General features: G+C 64.6%; 21 protein-coding genes and 1 riboswitch. Of the genes, 9 read left to right on the plus strand and 12 right to left on the minus strand.

Annotated elements, in window-relative coordinates; genetic code table 11:
• The first annotated feature begins 75 nt into the window (after positions 1–75).
• The 6 genes from CWR53_RS19770 (at position 76) to CWR53_RS19795 (ending at position 7,241) form a co-directional block, all read left to right on the plus strand.
• Entirely contained in the window at positions 76–996 is a 921-nt protein-coding gene (locus tag CWR53_RS19770) for an alpha/beta hydrolase (protein WP_100852322.1), read from the plus strand.
• Positions 997–1,054: 58 nt separating this feature from the next.
• A riboswitch (FMN riboswitch) is annotated at positions 1,055–1,196 on the plus strand.
• An 80-nt stretch (positions 1,197–1,276) separates the two neighbouring features.
• The gene (gene ribB / locus CWR53_RS19775; protein WP_058603980.1) at positions 1,277–1,927 is read left to right on the plus strand and encodes a 3,4-dihydroxy-2-butanone-4-phosphate synthase; all 651 of its coding nucleotides are present in this window, start codon (positions 1,277–1,279) and stop codon (positions 1,925–1,927) included.
• A gap of 125 nt (positions 1,928–2,052) precedes the next feature.
• Positions 2,053–2,295 carry an exodeoxyribonuclease VII small subunit gene (locus CWR53_RS19780; RefSeq protein WP_023534977.1) on the plus strand — a complete coding sequence of 81 codons (243 nt, stop codon included), beginning with the start codon at positions 2,053–2,055 and terminating at the stop codon, positions 2,293–2,295.
• A complete protein-coding gene (gene ispA / locus CWR53_RS19785; protein WP_100852323.1) occupies positions 2,292–3,179 on the plus strand; it encodes a (2E,6E)-farnesyl diphosphate synthase in 888 nt (295 codons plus the stop codon). The genes CWR53_RS19780 and ispA overlap by 4 nt, the downstream gene beginning before the upstream one ends.
• Before the next feature lie 118 nt (positions 3,180–3,297).
• Positions 3,298–5,193, plus strand: a complete 1,896-nt coding sequence (dxs, locus tag CWR53_RS19790) for a 1-deoxy-D-xylulose-5-phosphate synthase (protein WP_100852324.1) — start codon at positions 3,298–3,300, stop codon at positions 5,191–5,193.
• 176 nt (positions 5,194–5,369) lie between these two features.
• The gene (locus CWR53_RS19795; RefSeq protein WP_100852325.1) at positions 5,370–7,241 is read left to right on the plus strand and encodes a TonB-dependent receptor domain-containing protein; all 1,872 of its coding nucleotides are present in this window, start codon (positions 5,370–5,372) and stop codon (positions 7,239–7,241) included.
• Here the strand turns inward: CWR53_RS19795 and CWR53_RS19800 are convergent.
• The 12 genes from CWR53_RS19800 to nrdR form a co-directional block, all read right to left on the minus strand.
• The gene (locus CWR53_RS19800; RefSeq protein ID WP_058603976.1) at positions 7,213–8,031 is read right to left on the minus strand and encodes a cobalamin-binding protein; all 819 of its coding nucleotides are present in this window, start codon (positions 8,029–8,031) and stop codon (positions 7,213–7,215) included. The two genes, CWR53_RS19795 and CWR53_RS19800, sit on opposite strands and share 29 nt — an antisense overlap.
• The gene (locus tag CWR53_RS19805; RefSeq protein ID WP_058603975.1) at positions 8,031–8,450 is read right to left on the minus strand and encodes a hypothetical protein; all 420 of its coding nucleotides are present in this window, start codon (positions 8,448–8,450) and stop codon (positions 8,031–8,033) included. Before CWR53_RS19805 ends, CWR53_RS19800 begins: the two co-directional genes overlap by 1 nt.
• Positions 8,447–9,064: a GTP cyclohydrolase II gene (gene ribA, locus CWR53_RS19810; protein WP_023534989.1), complete on the minus strand. Its 618-nt coding sequence runs from the start codon at positions 9,062–9,064 to the stop codon at positions 8,447–8,449. Before ribA ends, CWR53_RS19805 begins: the two co-directional genes overlap by 4 nt.
• A gap of 133 nt (positions 9,065–9,197) precedes the next feature.
• Positions 9,198–9,938 (minus strand): ABC transporter substrate-binding protein, encoded by a 741-nt coding sequence (locus CWR53_RS19815; RefSeq protein WP_058603974.1) that lies wholly within the window; start codon positions 9,936–9,938, stop codon positions 9,198–9,200.
• 13 nt (positions 9,939–9,951) lie between these two features.
• Positions 9,952–10,455, minus strand: coding sequence for a phosphatidylglycerophosphatase A (locus CWR53_RS19820; RefSeq protein ID WP_023535011.1), 504 nt, complete (start codon positions 10,453–10,455; stop codon positions 9,952–9,954).
• Entirely contained in the window at positions 10,452–11,426 is a 975-nt protein-coding gene (gene thiL / locus CWR53_RS19825; RefSeq protein ID WP_100852326.1) for a thiamine-phosphate kinase, read from the minus strand. Before thiL ends, CWR53_RS19820 begins: the two co-directional genes overlap by 4 nt.
• Positions 11,427–11,444: 18 nt before the next feature.
• Positions 11,445–11,945 carry a transcription antitermination factor NusB gene (gene nusB, locus CWR53_RS19830; protein ID WP_100852327.1) on the minus strand — a complete coding sequence of 167 codons (501 nt, stop codon included), beginning with the start codon at positions 11,943–11,945 and terminating at the stop codon, positions 11,445–11,447.
• A complete protein-coding gene (gene ribE, locus CWR53_RS19835; RefSeq protein ID WP_023534949.1) occupies positions 11,942–12,418 on the minus strand; it encodes a 6,7-dimethyl-8-ribityllumazine synthase in 477 nt (158 codons plus the stop codon). Before ribE ends, nusB begins: the two co-directional genes overlap by 4 nt.
• Positions 12,419–12,510: 92 nt before the next feature.
• Positions 12,511–13,602, minus strand: coding sequence for a bifunctional 3,4-dihydroxy-2-butanone-4-phosphate synthase/GTP cyclohydrolase II (gene ribBA / locus CWR53_RS19840; RefSeq protein ID WP_023535004.1), 1,092 nt, complete (start codon positions 13,600–13,602; stop codon positions 12,511–12,513).
• 18 nt (positions 13,603–13,620) lie between these two features.
• The gene (locus CWR53_RS19845) at positions 13,621–14,286 is read right to left on the minus strand and encodes a riboflavin synthase (protein ID WP_023534964.1); all 666 of its coding nucleotides are present in this window, start codon (positions 14,284–14,286) and stop codon (positions 13,621–13,623) included.
• Between the two features lie 40 nt (positions 14,287–14,326).
• Positions 14,327–15,457 carry a bifunctional diaminohydroxyphosphoribosylaminopyrimidine deaminase/5-amino-6-(5-phosphoribosylamino)uracil reductase RibD gene (gene ribD, locus CWR53_RS19850; RefSeq protein ID WP_100852328.1) on the minus strand — a complete coding sequence of 377 codons (1,131 nt, stop codon included), beginning with the start codon at positions 15,455–15,457 and terminating at the stop codon, positions 14,327–14,329.
• 2 nt (positions 15,458–15,459) lie between these two features.
• Positions 15,460–15,924 carry a transcriptional regulator NrdR gene (gene nrdR / locus CWR53_RS19855; protein ID WP_027915127.1) on the minus strand — a complete coding sequence of 155 codons (465 nt, stop codon included), beginning with the start codon at positions 15,922–15,924 and terminating at the stop codon, positions 15,460–15,462.
• Positions 15,925–16,029: 105 nt separating this feature from the next.
• Here nrdR and CWR53_RS19860 point away from each other — a divergent pair, with 105 nt between their 5' ends.
• Genes CWR53_RS19860 through trxA form a run of 3 tightly spaced genes read left to right on the plus strand, consistent with a single transcriptional unit; the run spans position 16,030 to position 18,046 of the window.
• On the plus strand, positions 16,030–16,482 hold the full coding sequence (locus tag CWR53_RS19860) for a YbaY family lipoprotein (protein WP_058638671.1): 453 nt from the start codon (positions 16,030–16,032) through the stop codon (positions 16,480–16,482).
• Positions 16,483–17,142, plus strand: a complete 660-nt coding sequence (locus CWR53_RS19865) for a methyltransferase (protein WP_100852329.1) — start codon at positions 16,483–16,485, stop codon at positions 17,140–17,142.
• 31 nt (positions 17,143–17,173) lie between these two features.
• Complete coding sequence (gene trxA, locus CWR53_RS19870) at positions 17,174–18,046, plus strand: thioredoxin (RefSeq protein WP_058603969.1); 873 nt, start codon at positions 17,174–17,176, stop codon at positions 18,044–18,046.
• Positions 18,047–18,156: the final 110 nt, after the last annotated feature.

The raw sequence follows: 18,156 nt of genomic DNA on the forward strand, positions 1-18,156 counted from the left end.
TTTACGCGTGTTGGAGGCTGACTATCATCTGGCTGCTTGAGTTGCAGTGCCTGCAATGCCGTGAAGAGATGCCTGATGAACAGAATGATCCGGGGCCTGGCGTTTGCGCTGGCCCTTGTGACCGGTGCCGCCACGGCCCAGCCTGAGCATGACCAGCCGATGGATACGACGCTGCTGGCACGCAAGGACCTGGCCTACCGATTCACCCAACTGGACCTCGACTCGGCAGACGGCGCGCGTCACTACCGACTATGGGTAGGGCTGCCCAAGCGCGCCGCCCCCGCAACCGGCTACCCGGTGTTATGGATGCTGGACGGCAACGCAGCCCTGGGCGCCCTGGACCGGCAACGCCTCGACGCCTTGGCCGCCGGCCAGGCCCCCGTACTGGTCGCCGTGGGTTACCAGACCCACCAGCGCATCGACAGAGCCAGCCGAACCTACGACTACACGCCGGCGCTTGCCGGGAAGACCGAGCAGCGCGACCCTCTCACCGGGCAGCCCAGCGGCGGGGTGGATGCGTTTCTCGACCTGCTGGAGACGCGCATGCGCCCGAGGCTGGCAGCGCTGGTGAGCATCGATCCCCGGCAGCAGACCCTGTGGGGACACTCCTATGGCGGCCTGGCCGTGCTTCATGCCCTCTTCACCCGGCCCAAGTCATTCGCCATCTATGCGGCGGCCAGCCCCTCGTTGTGGTGGCACGACGGCGCGATCCTGCACGAAGCGGCAGGCCTGCCGTCGCAGTTGGGGGATGCCCAGCCACGCGTGCTGTTGATGCGCGGCGCACTGGAGCCGGCCAGCCCCCGCGAACCGGCCCAGCCCCACGCCGATCAGACGGCACGGAGCCTCGCCGCCAGCCTGGCCCAGGTCAACGGCGTGCAGGTGTCCTTCAAGCAGTTCGACGGCCTCGGGCATGGGCCGATGCTTCCGGCATCGCTGCACTGGCTGATCGATAGCCTGAGCAAAGCAGCACCGCAGGGCACCTCGTCCAGCCGCTGACAGCGGCCCCGATCATGACGGCGGGTTGCCAACCCAGGCACCGGGTGCGGTATGCTTGCCCGGTCTTCAGGGCGGGGTGAAAGTCCCCACCGGCGGTAAATCGAAAGATGAGCCCGCGAGCGCTCCGGCTGTGCCGGAGGTCAGCAGACCTGGTGAGATTCCAGGGCCGACGGTCATAGTCCGGATGAAAGAAGGCGTCAGGCAGGGGCCCCATGGGCACCCCTGCGCACGCATTTTGCTCGCCCCGAGACGTTCATCGATCACTTACGAGGAGCGTTTCATGTCTACTTTGCACCCTGTGCACTTTCCCAATGTCACTGCCGCCATCGCCGCGTTCAAGGCCGGCCGCCCCGTGCTGCTGCTTGACGATGACGACCGTGAAGATGAAGCGGACATCATTGCCGCTGCCGAGAACATTTCGTTGCAGACCATGGCCATGATGATCCGCGATTGCAGCGGCATCGTCTGCCTGTGCCTGGACGAGGCAACGGTCGATGAGCTGCAACTGGCACCCATGGTCCAGAACAACCAGGCCCGCCACGGCACCGGGTTCACGGTCACCATCGAAGCTGCCGAGGGCATCAGCACTGGCGTAAGCGCCCAGGACCGGGTCACCACGATCGCCGCTGCACTGCGCTCTTCGGCCGAGCAACGGCATATTGTCAGCCCTGGGCATGTTTTTCCGCTGCGCGCGCGCAATGGCGGTGTGCTCACGCGTCGCGGCCACACCGAGGGGTCGGTTGACCTGGCGCGCCTGGCCGGGCTGCGGCCGGCAGCGGTCTTGTGCGAATTGATGAACCCTGACGGCACGATGGCTCGCGGCGAGGAAGTGGCCGTCTATGCGCGCCAGTACAACCTGCCCACGCTGACCATCGATGAGTTGGCGCAGTATCGCCTGGCGCTGCAGGCGCAAACGGCTCCGGCGATCTGATCGACCTGGCCATCCAAGGCCTGGACGGCGGCGCCAACCCGGCGCTGCCGTGCCAATGGCGGTTTGCTCACCCCGCCCTGCTCTGCTAGTGTCGCGGCGTTCAGACTACCGCCGAGACTGCCGCCATGGCCCGCAAAAAAGCTTCCCTTGATTTCGAGCAATCCCTTGCCGAGTTGCAGGCACTGGTCGAGCGCCTGGAGAACGGGGAGTTGTCCCTGGAGGACTCGCTTGCCGCTTTCGAACAAGGCATTGCCCTGACGCGTGATTGCCAAGGCGCCCTGGCTCAGGCCGAACAGAAGGTGCAGGTGCTGCTGGAGCGCGATGGCGAACTGACCGCCCAACCCTTCGACGTGGAGCCTGAGGCATGATCGGTGCCTATCAGTCCGCCTGCCAGGCCCGTGTCGATGGCGCACTCGAGCCGTTGTTCATCGCCCCCACTCCCGAGCTCGAGCGCCTGTATGCCGCCATGCGCTACAGCGTGATGAACGGCGGCAAGCGCGTACGGCCGCTGCTCGTCTATGCGGCCTGCGAGGCCTTGGGCGCTCCGGCGGAGCACGCCAACGGCGCCGCTTGCGCAGTCGAGCTCATCCACGCTTACTCGCTGGTCCATGACGACTTGCCGGCCATGGACGACGACGACCTGCGTCGCGGCCAGCCGACCACGCACAAGGCGTTCGATGAGGCCTGTGCCATTCTGGCCGGTGACGGCTTGCAAAGCCTGGCCTTCAGCGCATTGCTCGACCCCCGCTTGAGCCCCCAGACCGACGCACTTCGCCTGGCCATGGTGCAGGCCCTGGCCACGGCCGCCGGCCCCGCTGGCATGGTGGGCGGGCAAGCCATCGACCTGGGTTCGGTGGGCATGAAGCTGGACCAGCAGGCCTTGGCGTTCATGCACCGGCACAAGACCGGTGCCCTGATCGAAGCCAGCGTCCGCCTGGGCGGGCTGGCCAGTGCCCGTGCCGACCAGGCGCAGCTCGATGCCTTGCAGGTGTATGCGCAGGCCATTGGCCTGGCCTTCCAGGTTCAGGACGACATCCTGGATGTGGAAAGCGATACGGCTACACTGGGTAAACGCCAGGGCGCCGACATCGCCCGCGACAAGCCGACTTACCCTGCCCTGCTGGGCATGGAGGCGGCCAAGGCCTACGCGATCGAACTGCGCGACCAGGCACTGGTCGCATTGGAAAGGTTCGACGAAAAGGCCGAACCACTGCGAGCCCTGGCGCGCTATATCGTCGAACGCCGCAACTGACCTGGTGAGTACCGCGCGATGGCTGCGAAGCCGCCCGCGCGTCACCCGTCTGAATGGGCAGCTTTTCCTACAATGGGGTAAACTGCCGCGTCTTAATACACCTATAACGACTCGCCTGATGCCCACGACGTTTCAAGAGATCCCCCGCGAACGCCCGGTCACGCCGCTGCTCGACCGCGCTGACACGCCAGATGGCTTGCGCCGCCTGGCCGAAGCCGACCTGGAGACCCTGGCCGACGAGTTGCGCCAGGAGCTTCTGTACACCGTGGGCCAGACCGGTGGCCACTTCGGTGCCGGCCTGGGCGTCATCGAGCTGACCATCGCCCTGCACTACGTCTTCGATACCCCCGATGACCGGCTGGTATGGGACGTGGGTCACCAGGCCTACCCGCACAAGATTCTGACCGGGCGCCGCAACCGCATGCTCAGCCTGCGCCAGAAAGACGGCGTAGCCGCCTTCCCGCGCCGTAGCGAAAGCGTGTACGACACCTTCGGCGTCGGTCACTCCAGTACATCGATCAGCGCGGCCCTGGGCATGGCCATTGCGGCGCGCCTGCAAAACAGCGCTCGCAAGTCCATTGCGGTCATCGGCGACGGCGCACTCACGGCGGGCATGGCCTTCGAGGCGTTGAACCACGCCCAGGAAGTCAACGCCGATATGCTGGTGATCCTCAACGACAACGACATGTCGATTTCGCGCAATGTGGGGGGCTTGTCCAACTACCTGGCCAAGATCCTCTCCAGCCGCACCTACACCAGCATGCGCGAGGGCAGCAAGAAAGTGCTGTCGCGCCTGCCAGGTGCGTGGGAAATAGCGCGGCGTACCGAAGAGTATGCCAAGGGCATGCTGGTCCCCGGCACGCTGTTCGAAGAGCTGGGCTGGAACTACATCGGCCCCATCGATGGTCACGACCTGCCCACGATGATCGCCACCCTGCGCAACATGCGCGACCTCAAGGGTCCGCAGTTCCTGCACGTGGTGACCAAAAAGGGCAAGGGGTTCGCCCCGGCCGAGATCGACCCGATCGGCTACCACGCCATCACCAAGCTCGAGCCCGTGGACAAGCCGGTTGCGCCGGAACAGGCCAGCGGACCGAAGTATTCCGCCGTGTTCGGCCAGTGGCTCTGCGACATGGCCGCTGCCGACGATCGCCTTGTCGGCATCACGCCGGCCATGAAGGAAGGCTCCGACCTGGTGGCGTTCAGCGAGCGCTACCCTGAACGCTACTTCGACGTGGCGATTGCCGAACAGCATGCCGTCACCCTCGCGGCGGGCATGGCTTGCGAAGGTAGCAAGCCGGTGGTGGCCATCTACTCGACCTTCCTGCAGAGGGCCTACGACCAGTTGATCCATGACGTGGCCGTGCAGAACCTGGACGTGCTGTTCGCCATCGACCGCGCCGGTCTGGTGGGTGAAGACGGCCCGACCCATGCCGGCAGCTATGACCTGTCCTACCTGCGCTGCATCCCTGGCATGCTGGTGATGACGCCCAGCGACGAAAGCGAGCTGCGCAGAATGCTCAGCACCGGCCACCTGTACAACGGCCCGGCTGCCGTGCGCTATCCGCGCGGTACAGGCCCTGGCGCGGCTGTCGACGAGGGGTTGGAACCACTGGAGATTGGCAAGGGCGTGGTGCGTCGCCGGGGTGAAAAGGTCGCGCTGTTGGTCTTTGGCGTACAGTTGGCCGAAGCCCTGCAAGTGGCCGAACAGATCAATGCCACGGTCGTCGACATGCGCTTCGTCAAGCCTCTGGATGAATCCCTGGTGCTGGAAATGGCAAGTAGCCACGAACTGCTGGTGACCATCGAGGAGAACGCCATCATGGGCGGTGCCGGTGCTGCCGTAGGCGAGTGCCTGGCCAGGGAGGCGGTGGTCAAGCCGTTGCTGCACCTGGGCTTGCCGGACCTCTATGTCGAACACGCCAAGCCTGCGCAGATGCTGGCAGAGTGCGGGCTGGATGCAGCGGGCATCGAAGCGAGCGTCAAAGCGCGCATGGTCAAGCTGGGGCTTTGACGTGCAGGGCTGCGCTGCAGCCCTGTTGCTCAGCCAAACGAGCCGGCATTCATTTACCCAACGAGGTCGGTGATTGCCGGCTTTTTCTTCGTTCATGGCGACTCTGAGGGCAAGGGCCTTTCTCCGCTGGGCCCCGTCGTGTTGGAGTGCGCAGACTTCGCAGATGTGTACCGCCCGTGAAAAGCCCGACCCTCGCCGCCCTGCTTTGCCTCCCTCTGCCCCTGCTGGCGTCCGAACGCGACGAAGCCCTGAAACTGCCCGATGTGCTCATCAGCGCCAACCGCCAGGTAGAGTCGCGCACCGCCACCAGTGCTGCGAACACCGTGTTCACCCGGACCGATATCGACCGCCTGCAACCGAGCAGCGTCATGGACCTGCTCAGCCGCGTGCCAGGCGTGCAAGTGGCACCGACCGGCGGACGCGGCAGCTTGCCAGGCCTTTTCATTCGCGGCACGAAGACTGCGCAAACGCTGGTGTTGGTCGATGGTGTACGCATCGCCAACGCGACCTCAGGCGACAGCGGCCTGCAGTTTCTCAACGTCGACCAGATCGAGCGTGTCGAAGTGCTTCGCGGCTCCCGGTCGGCGGTGTATGGCAGCGATGCCATTGGCGGAGTCATCCAGGTGTTCACCCGGCGCAGCGTCGGTGATGGCCTGCACCCGCGTGTGCGTCTGGCCGCCGGTAGCCGAAAAACCTTCGAGCGCAGCCTGGGTGTGTCGGGCGCCGACGGCTCAACGCGCTTCAACCTGGGCGCAAGCCTGGACGAAACGGCAGGCATCGATTCAACAGGACCGTCGTTCGGCAGCGACGCCGACCATGACGCTTACCGTAACAAATCGCTCAACTTCAGCCTGAGCCAGACGCTCGACGAGCGCGTGGAAGTCGGCATGAACCTGCTGCACAGTCAGGGCCGCAGTCAATACGACAACCCATTCGGCGGCTTCGACCCTGTCACCTACGAAAGCGTCGGCCAGCAGCCTTACACCGACTTCAGTATCGCCAGCCTGGGCAGTTACCTCGACGCCCAGCCCAACGACAACTGGCACACGCGGCTGGAGGTAGCGCACAGCGAAAACCGTGACGACAAGCGCGACACGTTGAGCAGTGAACGCTTTGTGTTCAACACCTACCGCGACCAGATGACCTGGCAGAACGATCTGGCCCTGAACGACCAGCACAGCCTGCTCGCCGGTACCGACTGGTATCAGGACCGCGTGCACGCCAGCACCGACTTCGAGAAGGACAGCCGTTGGAATCGAGCGGTGTTTCTTCAGCATCGCTATCAAGGCCCGCTGTTCTCCACTGAAGTGGGCGTACGCCAGGACCGCAACGAACAGTTCGGCACCCATACCACCTGGAGTGGCAGCGTGACCGTTGCGCTGGATGATCGCAATGATGTGGTGCTGTCCTACAGCGAAGGCTTCCGGGCCCCGACATTCAACGACCTGTATTACCCGCAGTTCAGCAACCCTGACTTGGACCCCGAGCACTCCAGGACGCATGAAGTGCAGTGGCGCAGCCAGCTGTCTCCCGACACCCGTCTGGAGGCGTCCCTGTACCGCACCGACCTGCGCGATGCGATCGTGTTCGGCCAGGATGCCATCCCCCGCAACGTAGCCTCGGCGCGCGTCGACGGTGTAGAGCTGGCCCTGGCCCAGCAGTGGGGCGACTGGAGCAGCCAGCTGGGCCTGGCGATGATCGACCCCCGTGACCGCGACAGTGGCCATACACTGGCCCGACGGGCACGCCGCACCCTGAGCCTGGACCTGGATCGCCGTGTCGGTCCCTTCGGCTTCGGCGCCAGTGTGCAGGCTGTCAGCAGCAGCTACGACGATGAAGCCAACCGCAGCCGTTTGGGTGGGTACGGGCTGTTGGGCCTGCGCGGCAGTTGGGCAGCCACCGAGGCGCTGACGGTGGAGGCGAAGCTGGACAACCTGTTCGACCGTGGCTACAGCCGCGCCCTGTACAGCTACGAGGGCAACCCCCACGCCTATCGGGAAGAAGGGCGCACGTTGTTGTTCAGCGTGACCTGGACACCGGCGCTCTAGCAGCTAGCAGTTCGCACAGGCGAGCCGTCGCTTCGATCATCTGCCCACTGGGGCGCTCGATGCCGTTGTCCGGTACCACCAGCAACCCGTCCTGCGCCACCGCGCGCAGCATCGGCCAAGCCTTCCAGCTGGCCAACTGTTGCACATCGGCGGCCAGGATGATGTCGGGGTCGCGGGCGATGACCGACTCCACGCTCACTTGTGGCGCTGCCGGGTTCAAATCCGCAAAGACATTCCGCGCACCACAGACGGCGAGCGCATCGCTGATCACTTGTTGCCCACCCAGGGTGTACAAAGGGCGATCCCAGACTTGGTAGAAGACCTGCAGAGGCCTGTCACGGCGGTATTGCTGGCGCAGTGCGTTCAATCGTGCTCGCAAGGCGTGAGCGTAGCGGCGCCCTTGATCAGCGCGGCCCACGTGCTCGGCAATTTCTTCGATCTGGCCAATCAACTGTTCGATGCCGCGGGGCTCTGCGCTGAAAGTAGGGATGCCTAGACGCTTGAGCTGGTCGCGCTGCGCAGGGGGTACGCTGCCCGGCCACAGCAAGAGCAAATCAGGGCGCAGACTGAGCAAGCGCTCCATATCCAGCTGGCCATAGCGCCCCACCGAGGGTAGCGCTCGCAGCGCAGGAGGCCGCTCCCCCCCATCGAGCACCCCCACCAGCAGATCGCCTGCCTGAAGTTCGAGCATGATGTCCGTCATCGACGGCGCCAGGCTGACGACGCGCACTGGCCCAGCGCTCGCCAGGCTACAGGCCAGAAGCGCCAGCCCTGCAATGAGCCGGCGCATCAGCCGAGCTGAGGCGGCAGGCGGTACAGGTACAGCAATACCACGGTGGACAAGGCCAGCAGCACCTGCGGGACGGTCTCCAGCCCTACCAGCACCGACACCGCGGCTACCCAGGCGGGGAAGCAGGCATAGGTCATGGCCAGGCGCCGCACGCGAGCCAGTTCGATCCACGCAGCAGGCTCGGCTTCGGTACCGAGTGCCTTGGAGGTGGCAATCAGCGCGCGCTTGTAGGCCCCGAAGCGCGGCAAGGTGAGAAACAATGTGGCTGCGCCAGCGATGAACAGCGGCATGGCCAACATGGGAATCATCGCCTCGCCACCGCCAAAGGCCCAGGCCATGACCGGCAGCGGCACGAGGCCCACCGCCAGGTATTGCCACCAGGCCAGGGCAAGACGCCGCTTGACCTCGGCACGGGTCACGCCTGGGGCACCTCGCCCTGGTGTTCGTTGCCCAGCATATGGCCCAGCTTGCCGGCCTTGGTCGCCAGGTAATGGCTGTTGTGCGGGTTGTGCCCGGTATGCAGCGGCACACGCTCGGCCACCACGATATCCATGTCGGTCAGGGCCTTGACCTTGCGCGGGTTGTTGGTCATCAAGCGCAACGCCTTGACTCCCAGGTGCTCGAGCATTGGCAGGCAGATGGCGTAGTCGCGTTGGTCGGCGGCAAACCCGAGGCGCTCATTGGCTTCGACCGTGTCCGCCCCGCCGTCCTGCAGTTCATAGGCGCGGATCTTGTTCAGCAGGCCAATGCCACGGCCTTCCTGGCGCAGGTAAAGCAGCACGCCACGGCCTTCTCGGGCGATCGCCTGGAGGGCAGCTTCGAGTTGCGACCCGCAATCACAGCGTTGACTGAACAAGGCGTCGCCGGTCAGGCACTCAGAATGCAGGCGCCCCAATACCGGCTGCCCATCGGCGATATCACCCAGGCTGAGCACCACGTGCTCGCGGCCGGTGGCTTCATCCAGAAAGCCGTGCATGGTGAAAGTCGCGAAAGGCGTCGGGAGTTTAGAGGCTGCAACAAAGACGACGGGCACGTTGTGCTCCTGGGATAAGTGGGAATTTCAATGGACCGATTGTATCAGCAGCTTACGAGCAGTGCTTCGGCAGTATACCGCCGGTTATTATCGAAAACCTCGATGCGTGGCAGGTGCGGTTATGCGCAACGCGCTACGGCTTGGCGCTGGTATCGAAAGGATAAGGCTGTTTCCAACGTTCGAATATCGGCCTGAGTTCGCCGCTGCGCACCAGTTCGGCCATGCGTTTGTCGAACACATCACGCAGTGCCTCACCCCGTTCACTGCGGGCGAACGCCAGGTACATGGGCAGCTCGACCACGTGGGTACGCCGGAATCGATCAGGTTGCGAGCTTTGCCCAATGACGTAGTCCACTTCGGTCATGGCGTCGACATAGAAGTCCACCCGGTCATGCTCAAGCATGGGCAGAATGCCTTCGCGCCGCTGGATTTCACGGTACTCCCGCACGCGGGGCAAGTATTTGCCATAGGCATAGCCACGCACCCAGGCCAGGCGATAGTCGCCTATGGTTGCCAGTGTGGGGGCCGGCTTGCTGGCAAGCCCGAGGGCGTAGACATGGTCGACGTCGAAATGCCAGCGAGGGTAGAGGTTGTCTTCACTTTCGTTCTTGTAGGAGCCGACCCAGGCATCAGCCTCGCCACGTTTGACCAGGCCAATGGCACGGCTGTAGGGCGCACTCTGCGGCACGACCTCGATCCCTGCGGGCTGGAACACCTTGCGCATCACGTCCCAGGCCACACCGGTGCCATCTGCGTTGGTGTAGTCGGCCCACTCCTCGCTGACCAGGTGAACCTGGTCAGGTTGGCTATCGCCGGCAGTCGCCCACGGGGCCGCGACCATCAGTAATGCCAGCAGCATACCCTTCAGCACCATGGCAGCCCCCGTTCTATGCGACAGCCCATACCAGAACCTGCATGCCCAACCAGGCGAAGACGCCGGCCAGCACGTCATCGAGCATGATGCCGACGCCGCCATGGACGTGACGATCAATCCAACGGATGGGCCAAGGCTTGAGGATGTCGAAGAAGCGGAACATCAGAAAGCCCGCCAACAGCCACTGCCAGCCATCGGGCACCAGCCACAGCGTAATCCACATGCCGACCATTTCGTCCCAGACGATGCCTTCATGGTCATGCACGCGCAAGTCATTGGCCACCTTGCCGCACAGCCAGAAGCCGAACAGCATGGTGATACCCAGTACCAGCCAGTAGCCCCAATCGGGCAGCATCTGCCAGAGCGGAATGAAGGGTATCGCCACTAGCGAGCCCCAGGTGCCAGGCGCCTTGGGCAAGGTGCCGGAGCCGAACCCGAACGCGATGAAGTGCCAAGGGTTGCGCCAGACCGATGGCGGAACGAACTCCGCAGGCACCTGATTGGGGTGGTCGGTCACGGTATCTCCCTAAAGTGTTGGTAGCCCCGCTGCCGAGGCGTGATGTCCTGACCGTGCGCGTCTCGCAGGGACACGCCCTGCCCTTGCAGTACGCGGCCAATGGGGTAGACCTGGATGAAGCCAAAGTGCGCAAGGTGCGTCAAGGCGTCCGGGGGTGCCGTGAACGCCAGGATGTAGTCGTCACCACCGGCGAGCGCTGCCTGCACGGCCGCCTCGCGCCCCAGGAACGCCTCCACTTCGGGGGACACCGGCACCTGCGCCAGGTTCACCTCGAGCGCCACGCCAGAGGCCTTGGCGATGTGACCGCAATCGGCTAGCAAGCCATCGGAAATATCGAGTGCCGCCGTAGCGTGCCCTCTGAGCAAGGCACCGAGGGTGAGCTGCGGCATGGGCGCCCAGTAGTGGGCCAGCAGCGGCGCTGCCACGGCCGGCGGTGCCTGGCGCTGCCCGAGCACCAGGGGCAAGGCGCCAGCGGCCTTGCCCAGCGAACCACCGACATACAGCAGGTCGCCCGGCTGGGCGCCAGTGCGTCGTAATGCCTGCCCGGTGGGCACACGGCCGAACACCGTCACGGTGATGCTCAACGGACCCCGGGTCGTATCCCCACCAATCAGGCTCATGCGGCAACGGTGTGCCATGCGGCTGAGCCCTGCCGAAAACTCCTCCAACCACTCGTGGCTGATGTCAGGCAGGGTAAGGGCCAGCGTGAAGCCGATCGCAGTAGCGCCCATGGCGGCCAGGTCACTGACAGCGACGGCCAGGCAGCGCTGCCCCAGCAGCTTCGGGTCGCAGACGGCAGGGAAATGCACGCCGGCTACCAGGGTGTCGGTCGAGACGGCCAACTGCTCACCGGGAGGGAGATCCAGCAGGGCACAGTCGTCACCGATGCCCAGCGCCACCCCTTCGCCCTCGCCGTGCACTGCACAGTGCGCGGAGGCGAAGTAACGGTTGATCAGCTCGAACTCACCCATGGCAAGGCTGCGCCGCAATCAGCGCTTGTTCGCCTTGACTTCGACTTCGCGCAGCGTCGGTGCCAGTTTGTCGAGCACGCCGTTGACGAACTTGTGGCCGTCGGTGGCGCCGAAGACCTTGGCCAGTTCGACGCCTTCGTTGATCACAACGCGATAAGGCACGTCGATGCGCTTGATGAATTCCCAAGTGGACAGACGCAACACGGCCAGTTCGACCGGGTCGAGCTCGTCGAGGCTCAGGTCCAGGCAGGGCTTGAGCGCACCGTCGATTTCGTCCTTGATGGCCGGAACGCCATGCAGGATTTCACGGAAGTAGGCGCCGTCGACATCCACAAAATCGTTATCGACCCGAAACTGCGCTTCGATCTCGTTCAACGAATGCTGCGCCATGTGCCATTGATACAGCGCTTGGGTCGCGAGCTTGCGGGCTTCACGGCGCTTGGCGCTCTTCGATGGCTTGCCGGCATCCGCAGGTTTGGGATCGCGCGGGTTGAAACGATCGCTTTCGTCGCTAATCACTTGGCCTCCAACTGCGCCAGCAGGCTTACCATTTCCAGGGCAGACAGGGCGGCTTCTGCACCTTTGTTGCCGGCCTTGGTGCCGGAACGCTCGATGGCCTGCTCGATGGAGTCGACGGTCAGTACGCCGAACGCCACAGGGACACCGAACTCCATGGACACCTGGGCCAGGCCCTTGGTGCACTCGCCCGCCACGTATTCAAAGTGCGGGGTACCGCCACGGATCACAGCGCCCAGTGCGATGATCGCGTCGTAAGCACCCTGTTGGGCGACCTTCTGGGCAACCAGCGGAATTTCGAACGCGCCAGGTGCACGGATGATGGTGATGTCGTTTTCGCTGACGCCATGGCGTACCAGGGCATCAACGGCACCACTTACCAGGCTTTCGACAACGAAGCTGTTGAAGCGGCCAACCACCAAAGCATAGCGACCTTTGGGGGCAATGAAGGTACCTTCGATGGTCTTCAGGGTCATTGCGATATTCTCATCTTCAAACGCAAGGCCGCTTGCTGGCGGCCTCGACAGGGGTATGGACTCGAGCTGCAGGGCGTCATTGCCGCCTCAAGTCACTCGGAGGGCACGTATTCTACAACTTCCAGGTCGAATCCGGATATCGCATTGAACTTCATCGGCGAACTCATCAGGCGCATCTTGCGCACACCCAGGTCACGCAGGATCTGCGAACCGGCACCCACGGTGCTGTAGGTGGTCGGGGTCTTGGCCGGTGCATCGCCTGCGCTTTCGCGGATATGCGCGAGCAGCACGTCGCCATCAAGCGGGTGCCCCAGCAGCAGCACCACACCGCTTCCGGCTTCGGCCACGGCGGCCATGGCGGCGCGCAGGCTCCAGCGGCCCGGCTGCTTGACCAGCAGCAGGTCACGCAGCGGGTCCATGTTGTGCACCCGCACCAGGGTGGGCTCTTCGGCGCAGATGGTGCCCAGGGTCAAGGCCATGTGCACGTCACCTTCCACCGCATCGCGGTAGGTGACCAGGTTGAACTCGCCCAGCTCGCTTTCCACCGACTGCTCGGAGACCCGCTGCACGGTGCGCTCGTGGATCATGCGGTAGTGAATGAGATCGGCGATGGTGCCGATCTTCAGGCCATGCTCGGCCGCGAACACTTCCAGTTCGGCGCGGCGCGACATGGTGCCGTCGTCGTTCATCACCTCGCAGATCACGCCGCTGGGTTCGAACCCGGCCATGCGTGCCAGGTCGCAGGCTGCCTCGGTGTGCCCGGCGCGTGCCAGCGTACCGCCTGGCTGAGCCATGAGCGGGAAGATATGCCCGGGGCTGACGATGTCTTCAGCCTTGGCGTCCCGGGCGGCAGCCGCTTGCACGGTGCGGGCACGGTCGGCGGCGGAGATGCCGGTGGTGACCCCTTCGGCCGCCTCGATCGAAACGGTGAACTTGGTGCCGAAACCCGAACCATTGCGCGGCGCCATCAGCGGCAGCTTGAGGGTTTCGCAACGTTCGCGGGTCATTGGCATGCAGATCAGGCCACGGGCGTGCTTGGCCATGAAGTTGATGTGCTCGGGCTGGCAGCATTCGGCTGCCATGATGATATCGCCTTCGTTCTCGCGGTCTTCGTCATCCATCAGGATGACCATTTTGCCCTGGCGGATGTCTTCGACCAGTTCTTCGATGCTGTTGAGCGCCACGCGGCACCCCCTTCTCAATCAGGATTTCAAGAAGCCGTTGGCGGCCAGGAAACTTTCGGTGATGCCACTGCCCTTGCTCGGCTCGGCCGCCTTGTCGCCCAGCAGCAAGCGCTCCAGGTAACGGGCCAGCAGGTCGACCTCAAGGTTAACCCGACGCCCTGCGCGGTAGTCGGCCATGATGGTTTCGGACAGGGTGTGCGGGACGATGGTCAGCTCGAATTCGGCGCCATTGACCTCATTGACCGTCAGGCTGGTGCCATCGACGGTGATCGAACCCTTGTGGGCGATGTACTTGGCCAGTTCTCGCGGCGCACGCACGCGAAACTGGATGGCGCGGGCGTTATCGCTGCGCGAGATGATTTCGCCCACGCCGTCGACATGGCCGCTGACCAGGTGCCCCCCTAGGCGGGTGGTGGGCGTCAGCGCTTTTTCAAGGTTGACCTTGCTGCCACTTTTCAGGTCGACGAAGGCCGTGCGCTTGAGGGTTTCCACGCTGACATCGGCCCAGAAGCCGTTGCCCGGCAACTCCACCGCCGTCAGGCACACGCCATTGACGGCGATGCTGTCGCCAAGCTTGACGTCACCCAGGTCGAGCTTGCCGGTGTCGACGTGCACGCGCACGTCGCCGCCTTTGGGCGTCAGGCTGCGGATGGTGCCGATGGATTCGATGATGCCGGTGAACATGGGTCTTCCTCGAAACGGTGTGCGCGGGGCAAGCCGCGCATTATACGCTGGGAGCAGGCAGCGGTACGGCTGTGACCCGCCAGTCATCGCCTACTGCGCGCATGTCGGTGATCTTCAGCCGCGGTGCCTCGCTCATGCGGTTCAGTGGCCAGTCCAGCAGGGGACGTGCGCTTGAGCCCAGGAAGGTGCCGGCCATGAACAGCTGGTACTCGTCGACAAGGCCTTGCTGGGCGAAGGCACCCACCAGACCTGCGCCGGCTTCCACCAGGATTTCGTTGACGCCGCGGGCAGCCAGTGCTTGCAGCAGGGCGCGCAGGTCGACACGGCCATTGTCGCCGGGCAGGCTAAGCAGTTCATGGCCGGCAGCGGCATAACGTGGGTCATCTGCGACGGCGGTCACCACCAGCGCCGGGCCGGCCTGGAAGAATGGTGCCTGCAAGGGCAAGCGCAAACGGCCATCGACCAGCACCCGCAGCGGTGCCCGGCTCAGGGCAAGCGCGGTGGTTTCGGCGTCCAGGCCCAACTCGGCGCCACGCACCGTCATGCGTGCACCGTCAGCCAGTACGCTGCTTGCACTGGTCAGCACCACGCTTGAGCGCGCGCGCAGGCGCTGCACGGCAGAACGCGCCGCAGGGCCGGTGATCCACTGGCTTTCGCCGCTGGCCATGGCGGTGCGACCATCCAGGCTCATGGCCAGCTTGGCGCGCACGAACGGCAAGCCCTGCTCCATGCGCTTGAGAAACCCAGGATTGAGTCCCCGTGCCTGCGCTTCGAGCACCCCGCTGGCCACGTCGATACCGGCCTGGGCAAGCCGCTGCAGGCCTTGCCCGGCTACCTGGGGATTCGGGTCCTGCATGGCGGCCACCACCCGCGCCACACCGGCCTTGACCAAGGCTTCGGCACACGGCGGCGTACGGCCATGGTGGCTGCAGGGTTCGAGGGTGACATAGGCACAGCCGCCCCGCGCACGCTCGCCTGCCTGGGCAAGCGCATGCACCTCGGCGTGTGGCTCCCCGGCGCGTACATGCCAGCCCTCGCCCACCACCTCGCCATCGCGGACGATGACGCAGCCCACACGCGGGTTGGGGTGGGTGGTGTAGAGCCCCTTGCGCGCCAACTCAAGCGCGCGGGCCATGTAATGGGCGTCAAGCACAGCTGCGGGGGTTTGCATGCTCACTCTTTGGCTGGCTCACGGGCCAGGCGGTCGATTTCTTCGCGGAATTCGTCAAGGTCCTGGAAGCGCCGATAAACCGAGGCGAAGCGGATGTAGGCCACTTCATCGAGCTTGCGCAACTCGCCCATCACCAGCTCGCCCACCACCAGCGACTTGACCTCGCGCTCACCGGTGGCCCGCAGCCGACTCTTGATGTGGGCCAGGGCGGCTTCGAGGCGCTCGACACTGACAGGGCGTTTTTCCAGCGCACGCTGCATGCCGGCCCGCAACTTGTCTTCGTCGAAGGGCTGGCGAGTACCGTCCTGCTTGATCAGCCGGGGTAGTACCAGCTCGGCGGTTTCGAAGGTGGTGAAGCGCTCGCCGCAGGCGACGCATTCGCGACGGCGCCGCACTTGCTCGCCCTCGGCGACCAGGCGCGAGTCGATGACCTTGGTGTCGTTGGCACCGCAAAACGGACAGTGCATGGTGGCAGGCAACAAAAAAAGGGAGGGCCATGGTAGCGCATCCCACTGGCAAGACAAGCCAAAGGGGTTAACATCCATGCAATTCTGCCCCTGAAGGACTACCCCATGCCTCTTCGCGCGCTTGCCGTGCTGTGCTGCGCCGCCCTGCTCACCGCCTGCGGCAGTGACCGGCCCAAGACCGAACAACCGCCTGCCCCGGCGCCCGCCAAGGTGGCCAAAAAGGCCCAGCCGCTTGGCCCCTTGCCGGCTTATCAGCGCGAGCTGAGCGGCACGTTGCTGGGAATCCCCGCAGGCGCAGAGGTGGAACTTGCCCTGCTGGTGATCGATGAGCGCGATCGGCCGCAACAGCTGCTGGCCAGTAGCACCCTGCCGGGTACCGGACAGGCCTTGCCCTACCAGCTGCGCTTCAATCCCGAGGCATTTCCGGCCGGCGCCAGGGTGGAGCTGCGCGGGCGAGCCAGCCGCTCTGGCCAGTTGATCATGCACTTGCCGCCGCTGCGCATCACCCAGGCACAGACCCAGGCCACCGGCCCGCTGCAGTTCGAAAAGGCACCGTAAGTGGCGCCAGTGGCATTGCAACAGGCCCTGAGCGGCCTGATTGGCGAAGCACGGCTGGTGATCAGCGACCTGCCCGGCTGCGCGTTGAAACTATGGCTGATCGATGACCAGAACATGGACCGCGCCTTCAGCAGTGAAGAAACCCGGCGCATTCTCGAAGACCCGCCGTACTGGAGCTTCTGCTGGGCCAGCGGCCTGGCCATGGCGCGCTACCTGGCCGAGCACCGGGAGTGGGTAGCCGGCAAGCGGGTGCTCGATTTTGGCGCCGGTTCCGGCATCGCCGGTATTGCCGCTGCCCGTGCAGGTGCGCTGGAGGTCTTGGCCTGCGACCTTGATCCGCTGGCGTTGGACGCCTGCCGTGCCAACGCCGCCCTAAACGAGGTGGAGCTGGGCTACAGCAGCGACTTTTTTGCCGAAGAGGACCGTTTTGACCTGATCCTGGTGGCCGATGTGCTCTACGACCGCGCCAACCTGCCGCTGCTCGATGCCTTCCTCGACCGGGGCCGACAGGCACTGGTGGCCGACTCGCGCGTGCGGGACTTCAGCCACCCTTTGTACCGATCGCTCGGGGTGCTCGACGCCTTGACCCTTCCGGACCTGGCCGAGCCGCACGAATTCCGCCGGGTCAGCCTGTACCACGCCAGCCGCGAGCCTTTATAGTGGTGCCATTCACGGATTTGCGAGAGTCGCGATGAGCCAGGACACCCCATACATCTTCGATGCCACCGATGCTACCTTCCAGCAGTTGGTGATCGAGAACTCATTCCACAAGCCGGTGCTGGTCGATTTCTGGGCCGAATGGTGCGCGCCGTGCAAGGCTCTGATGCCGCTTCTGGCGAAAATTGCCGAGGAGTACCAGGGCGAACTGCTGCTGGCCAAGATCAACTGCGACGTCGAGCAGCAGGTAGTGGCGCAATTCGGCATCCGCAGCCTGCCGACCGTGGTGCTGTTCAAGGATGGCCAGCCGGTCGACGGCTTTGCCGGTGCCCAGCCGGAATCGGCGATTCGCGCCATGCTCGAGCCGCATGTGCAGCTGCCGGCGCCACCCACCGCTTCGCCGCTGGAACAGGCGCAGGCGCTGTTCGCCGAAAGCCGTTTTGGCGAAGCTGAAGCCGTGCTGCAGCAATTGCTTGCAGAGGACAACAGCAACGCCGAAGGCCTGATCCTGTACGCCCGCTGTCTGGCCGAGCGCGGTGAACTGGGCGAAGCCCAGGTGGTGCTGGATGCGGTCAAGACAGAGGACCACAAGGCCGCTCTGGCCGGCGCCAAGGCGCAACTGACGTTCCTGCGCCAGGCCGCCAGCCTGCCGGAGGTTGCCGACCTGAAAAGTCGCCTGGCGCAGAATCCACAGGATGACGAAGCCACGTACCAATTGTGCATTCAGCAGCTGGCACGCCAGCAGTACGAGCCAGCGCTCGAAAGCCTGCTCAAGCTGTTCCAGCGCAATCGCGGTTACGAGAACGGGCTGCCACACAAGGCATTGCTACAGGTGTTCGAGTTGCTCGGCAGTGCCCATCCGCTGGTGGGTACGTATCGCCGTAAGCTGTTTGCTGCGATGTACTGACGGTTATCAGGCGTGGAGGCATGAGCAAGGTACGCCACCCTGCTCATGCCCTAGTGCTCAAACTCTGCTCTGGGATACGAGCGGCTCGGTACTGATCAGGCCCAGCACCT

The sequence above is a fragment of the Pseudomonas sp. SGAir0191 genome, assembly GCF_002812565.2.
Lineage (GTDB): Bacteria > Pseudomonadota > Gammaproteobacteria > Pseudomonadales > Pseudomonadaceae > Aquipseudomonas > Aquipseudomonas parafulva_B.

Bases quoted from the DNA above. Each gene is read 5' to 3' on its own strand.
- ribE (WP_023534949.1), bottom strand. From the start codon at position 12,418: ATGACCCTGAAGACCATCGAAGGTACCTTCATTGCCCCCAAAGGTCGC.
- CWR53_RS19770 (WP_100852322.1), top strand. From the start codon at position 76: ATGAACAGAATGATCCGGGGCCTGGCGTTTGCGCTGGCCCTTGTGACC.
- CWR53_RS19815 (WP_058603974.1), bottom strand. From the start codon at position 9,938: ATGGTGCTGAAGGGTATGCTGCTGGCATTACTGATGGTCGCGGCCCCG.
- CWR53_RS19845 (WP_023534964.1), bottom strand. From the start codon at position 14,286: ATGTTCACCGGCATCATCGAATCCATCGGCACCATCCGCAGCCTGACG.
- CWR53_RS19860 (WP_058638671.1), top strand. From the start codon at position 16,030: ATGCCTCTTCGCGCGCTTGCCGTGCTGTGCTGCGCCGCCCTGCTCACC.
- ribD (WP_100852328.1), bottom strand. From the start codon at position 15,457: ATGCAAACCCCCGCAGCTGTGCTTGACGCCCATTACATGGCCCGCGCG.
- nrdR (WP_027915127.1), bottom strand. From the start codon at position 15,924: ATGCACTGTCCGTTTTGCGGTGCCAACGACACCAAGGTCATCGACTCG.
- dxs (WP_100852324.1), top strand. From the start codon at position 3,298: ATGCCCACGACGTTTCAAGAGATCCCCCGCGAACGCCCGGTCACGCCG.
- thiL (WP_100852326.1), bottom strand. From the start codon at position 11,426: ATGGGTGAGTTCGAGCTGATCAACCGTTACTTCGCCTCCGCGCACTGT.
- ispA (WP_100852323.1), top strand. From the start codon at position 2,292: ATGATCGGTGCCTATCAGTCCGCCTGCCAGGCCCGTGTCGATGGCGCA.
- ribB (WP_058603980.1), top strand. From the start codon at position 1,277: ATGTCTACTTTGCACCCTGTGCACTTTCCCAATGTCACTGCCGCCATC.
- trxA (WP_058603969.1), top strand. From the start codon at position 17,174: ATGAGCCAGGACACCCCATACATCTTCGATGCCACCGATGCTACCTTC.
- CWR53_RS19780 (WP_023534977.1), top strand. From the start codon at position 2,053: ATGGCCCGCAAAAAAGCTTCCCTTGATTTCGAGCAATCCCTTGCCGAG.
- CWR53_RS19800 (WP_058603976.1), bottom strand. From the start codon at position 8,031: ATGCGCCGGCTCATTGCAGGGCTGGCGCTTCTGGCCTGTAGCCTGGCG.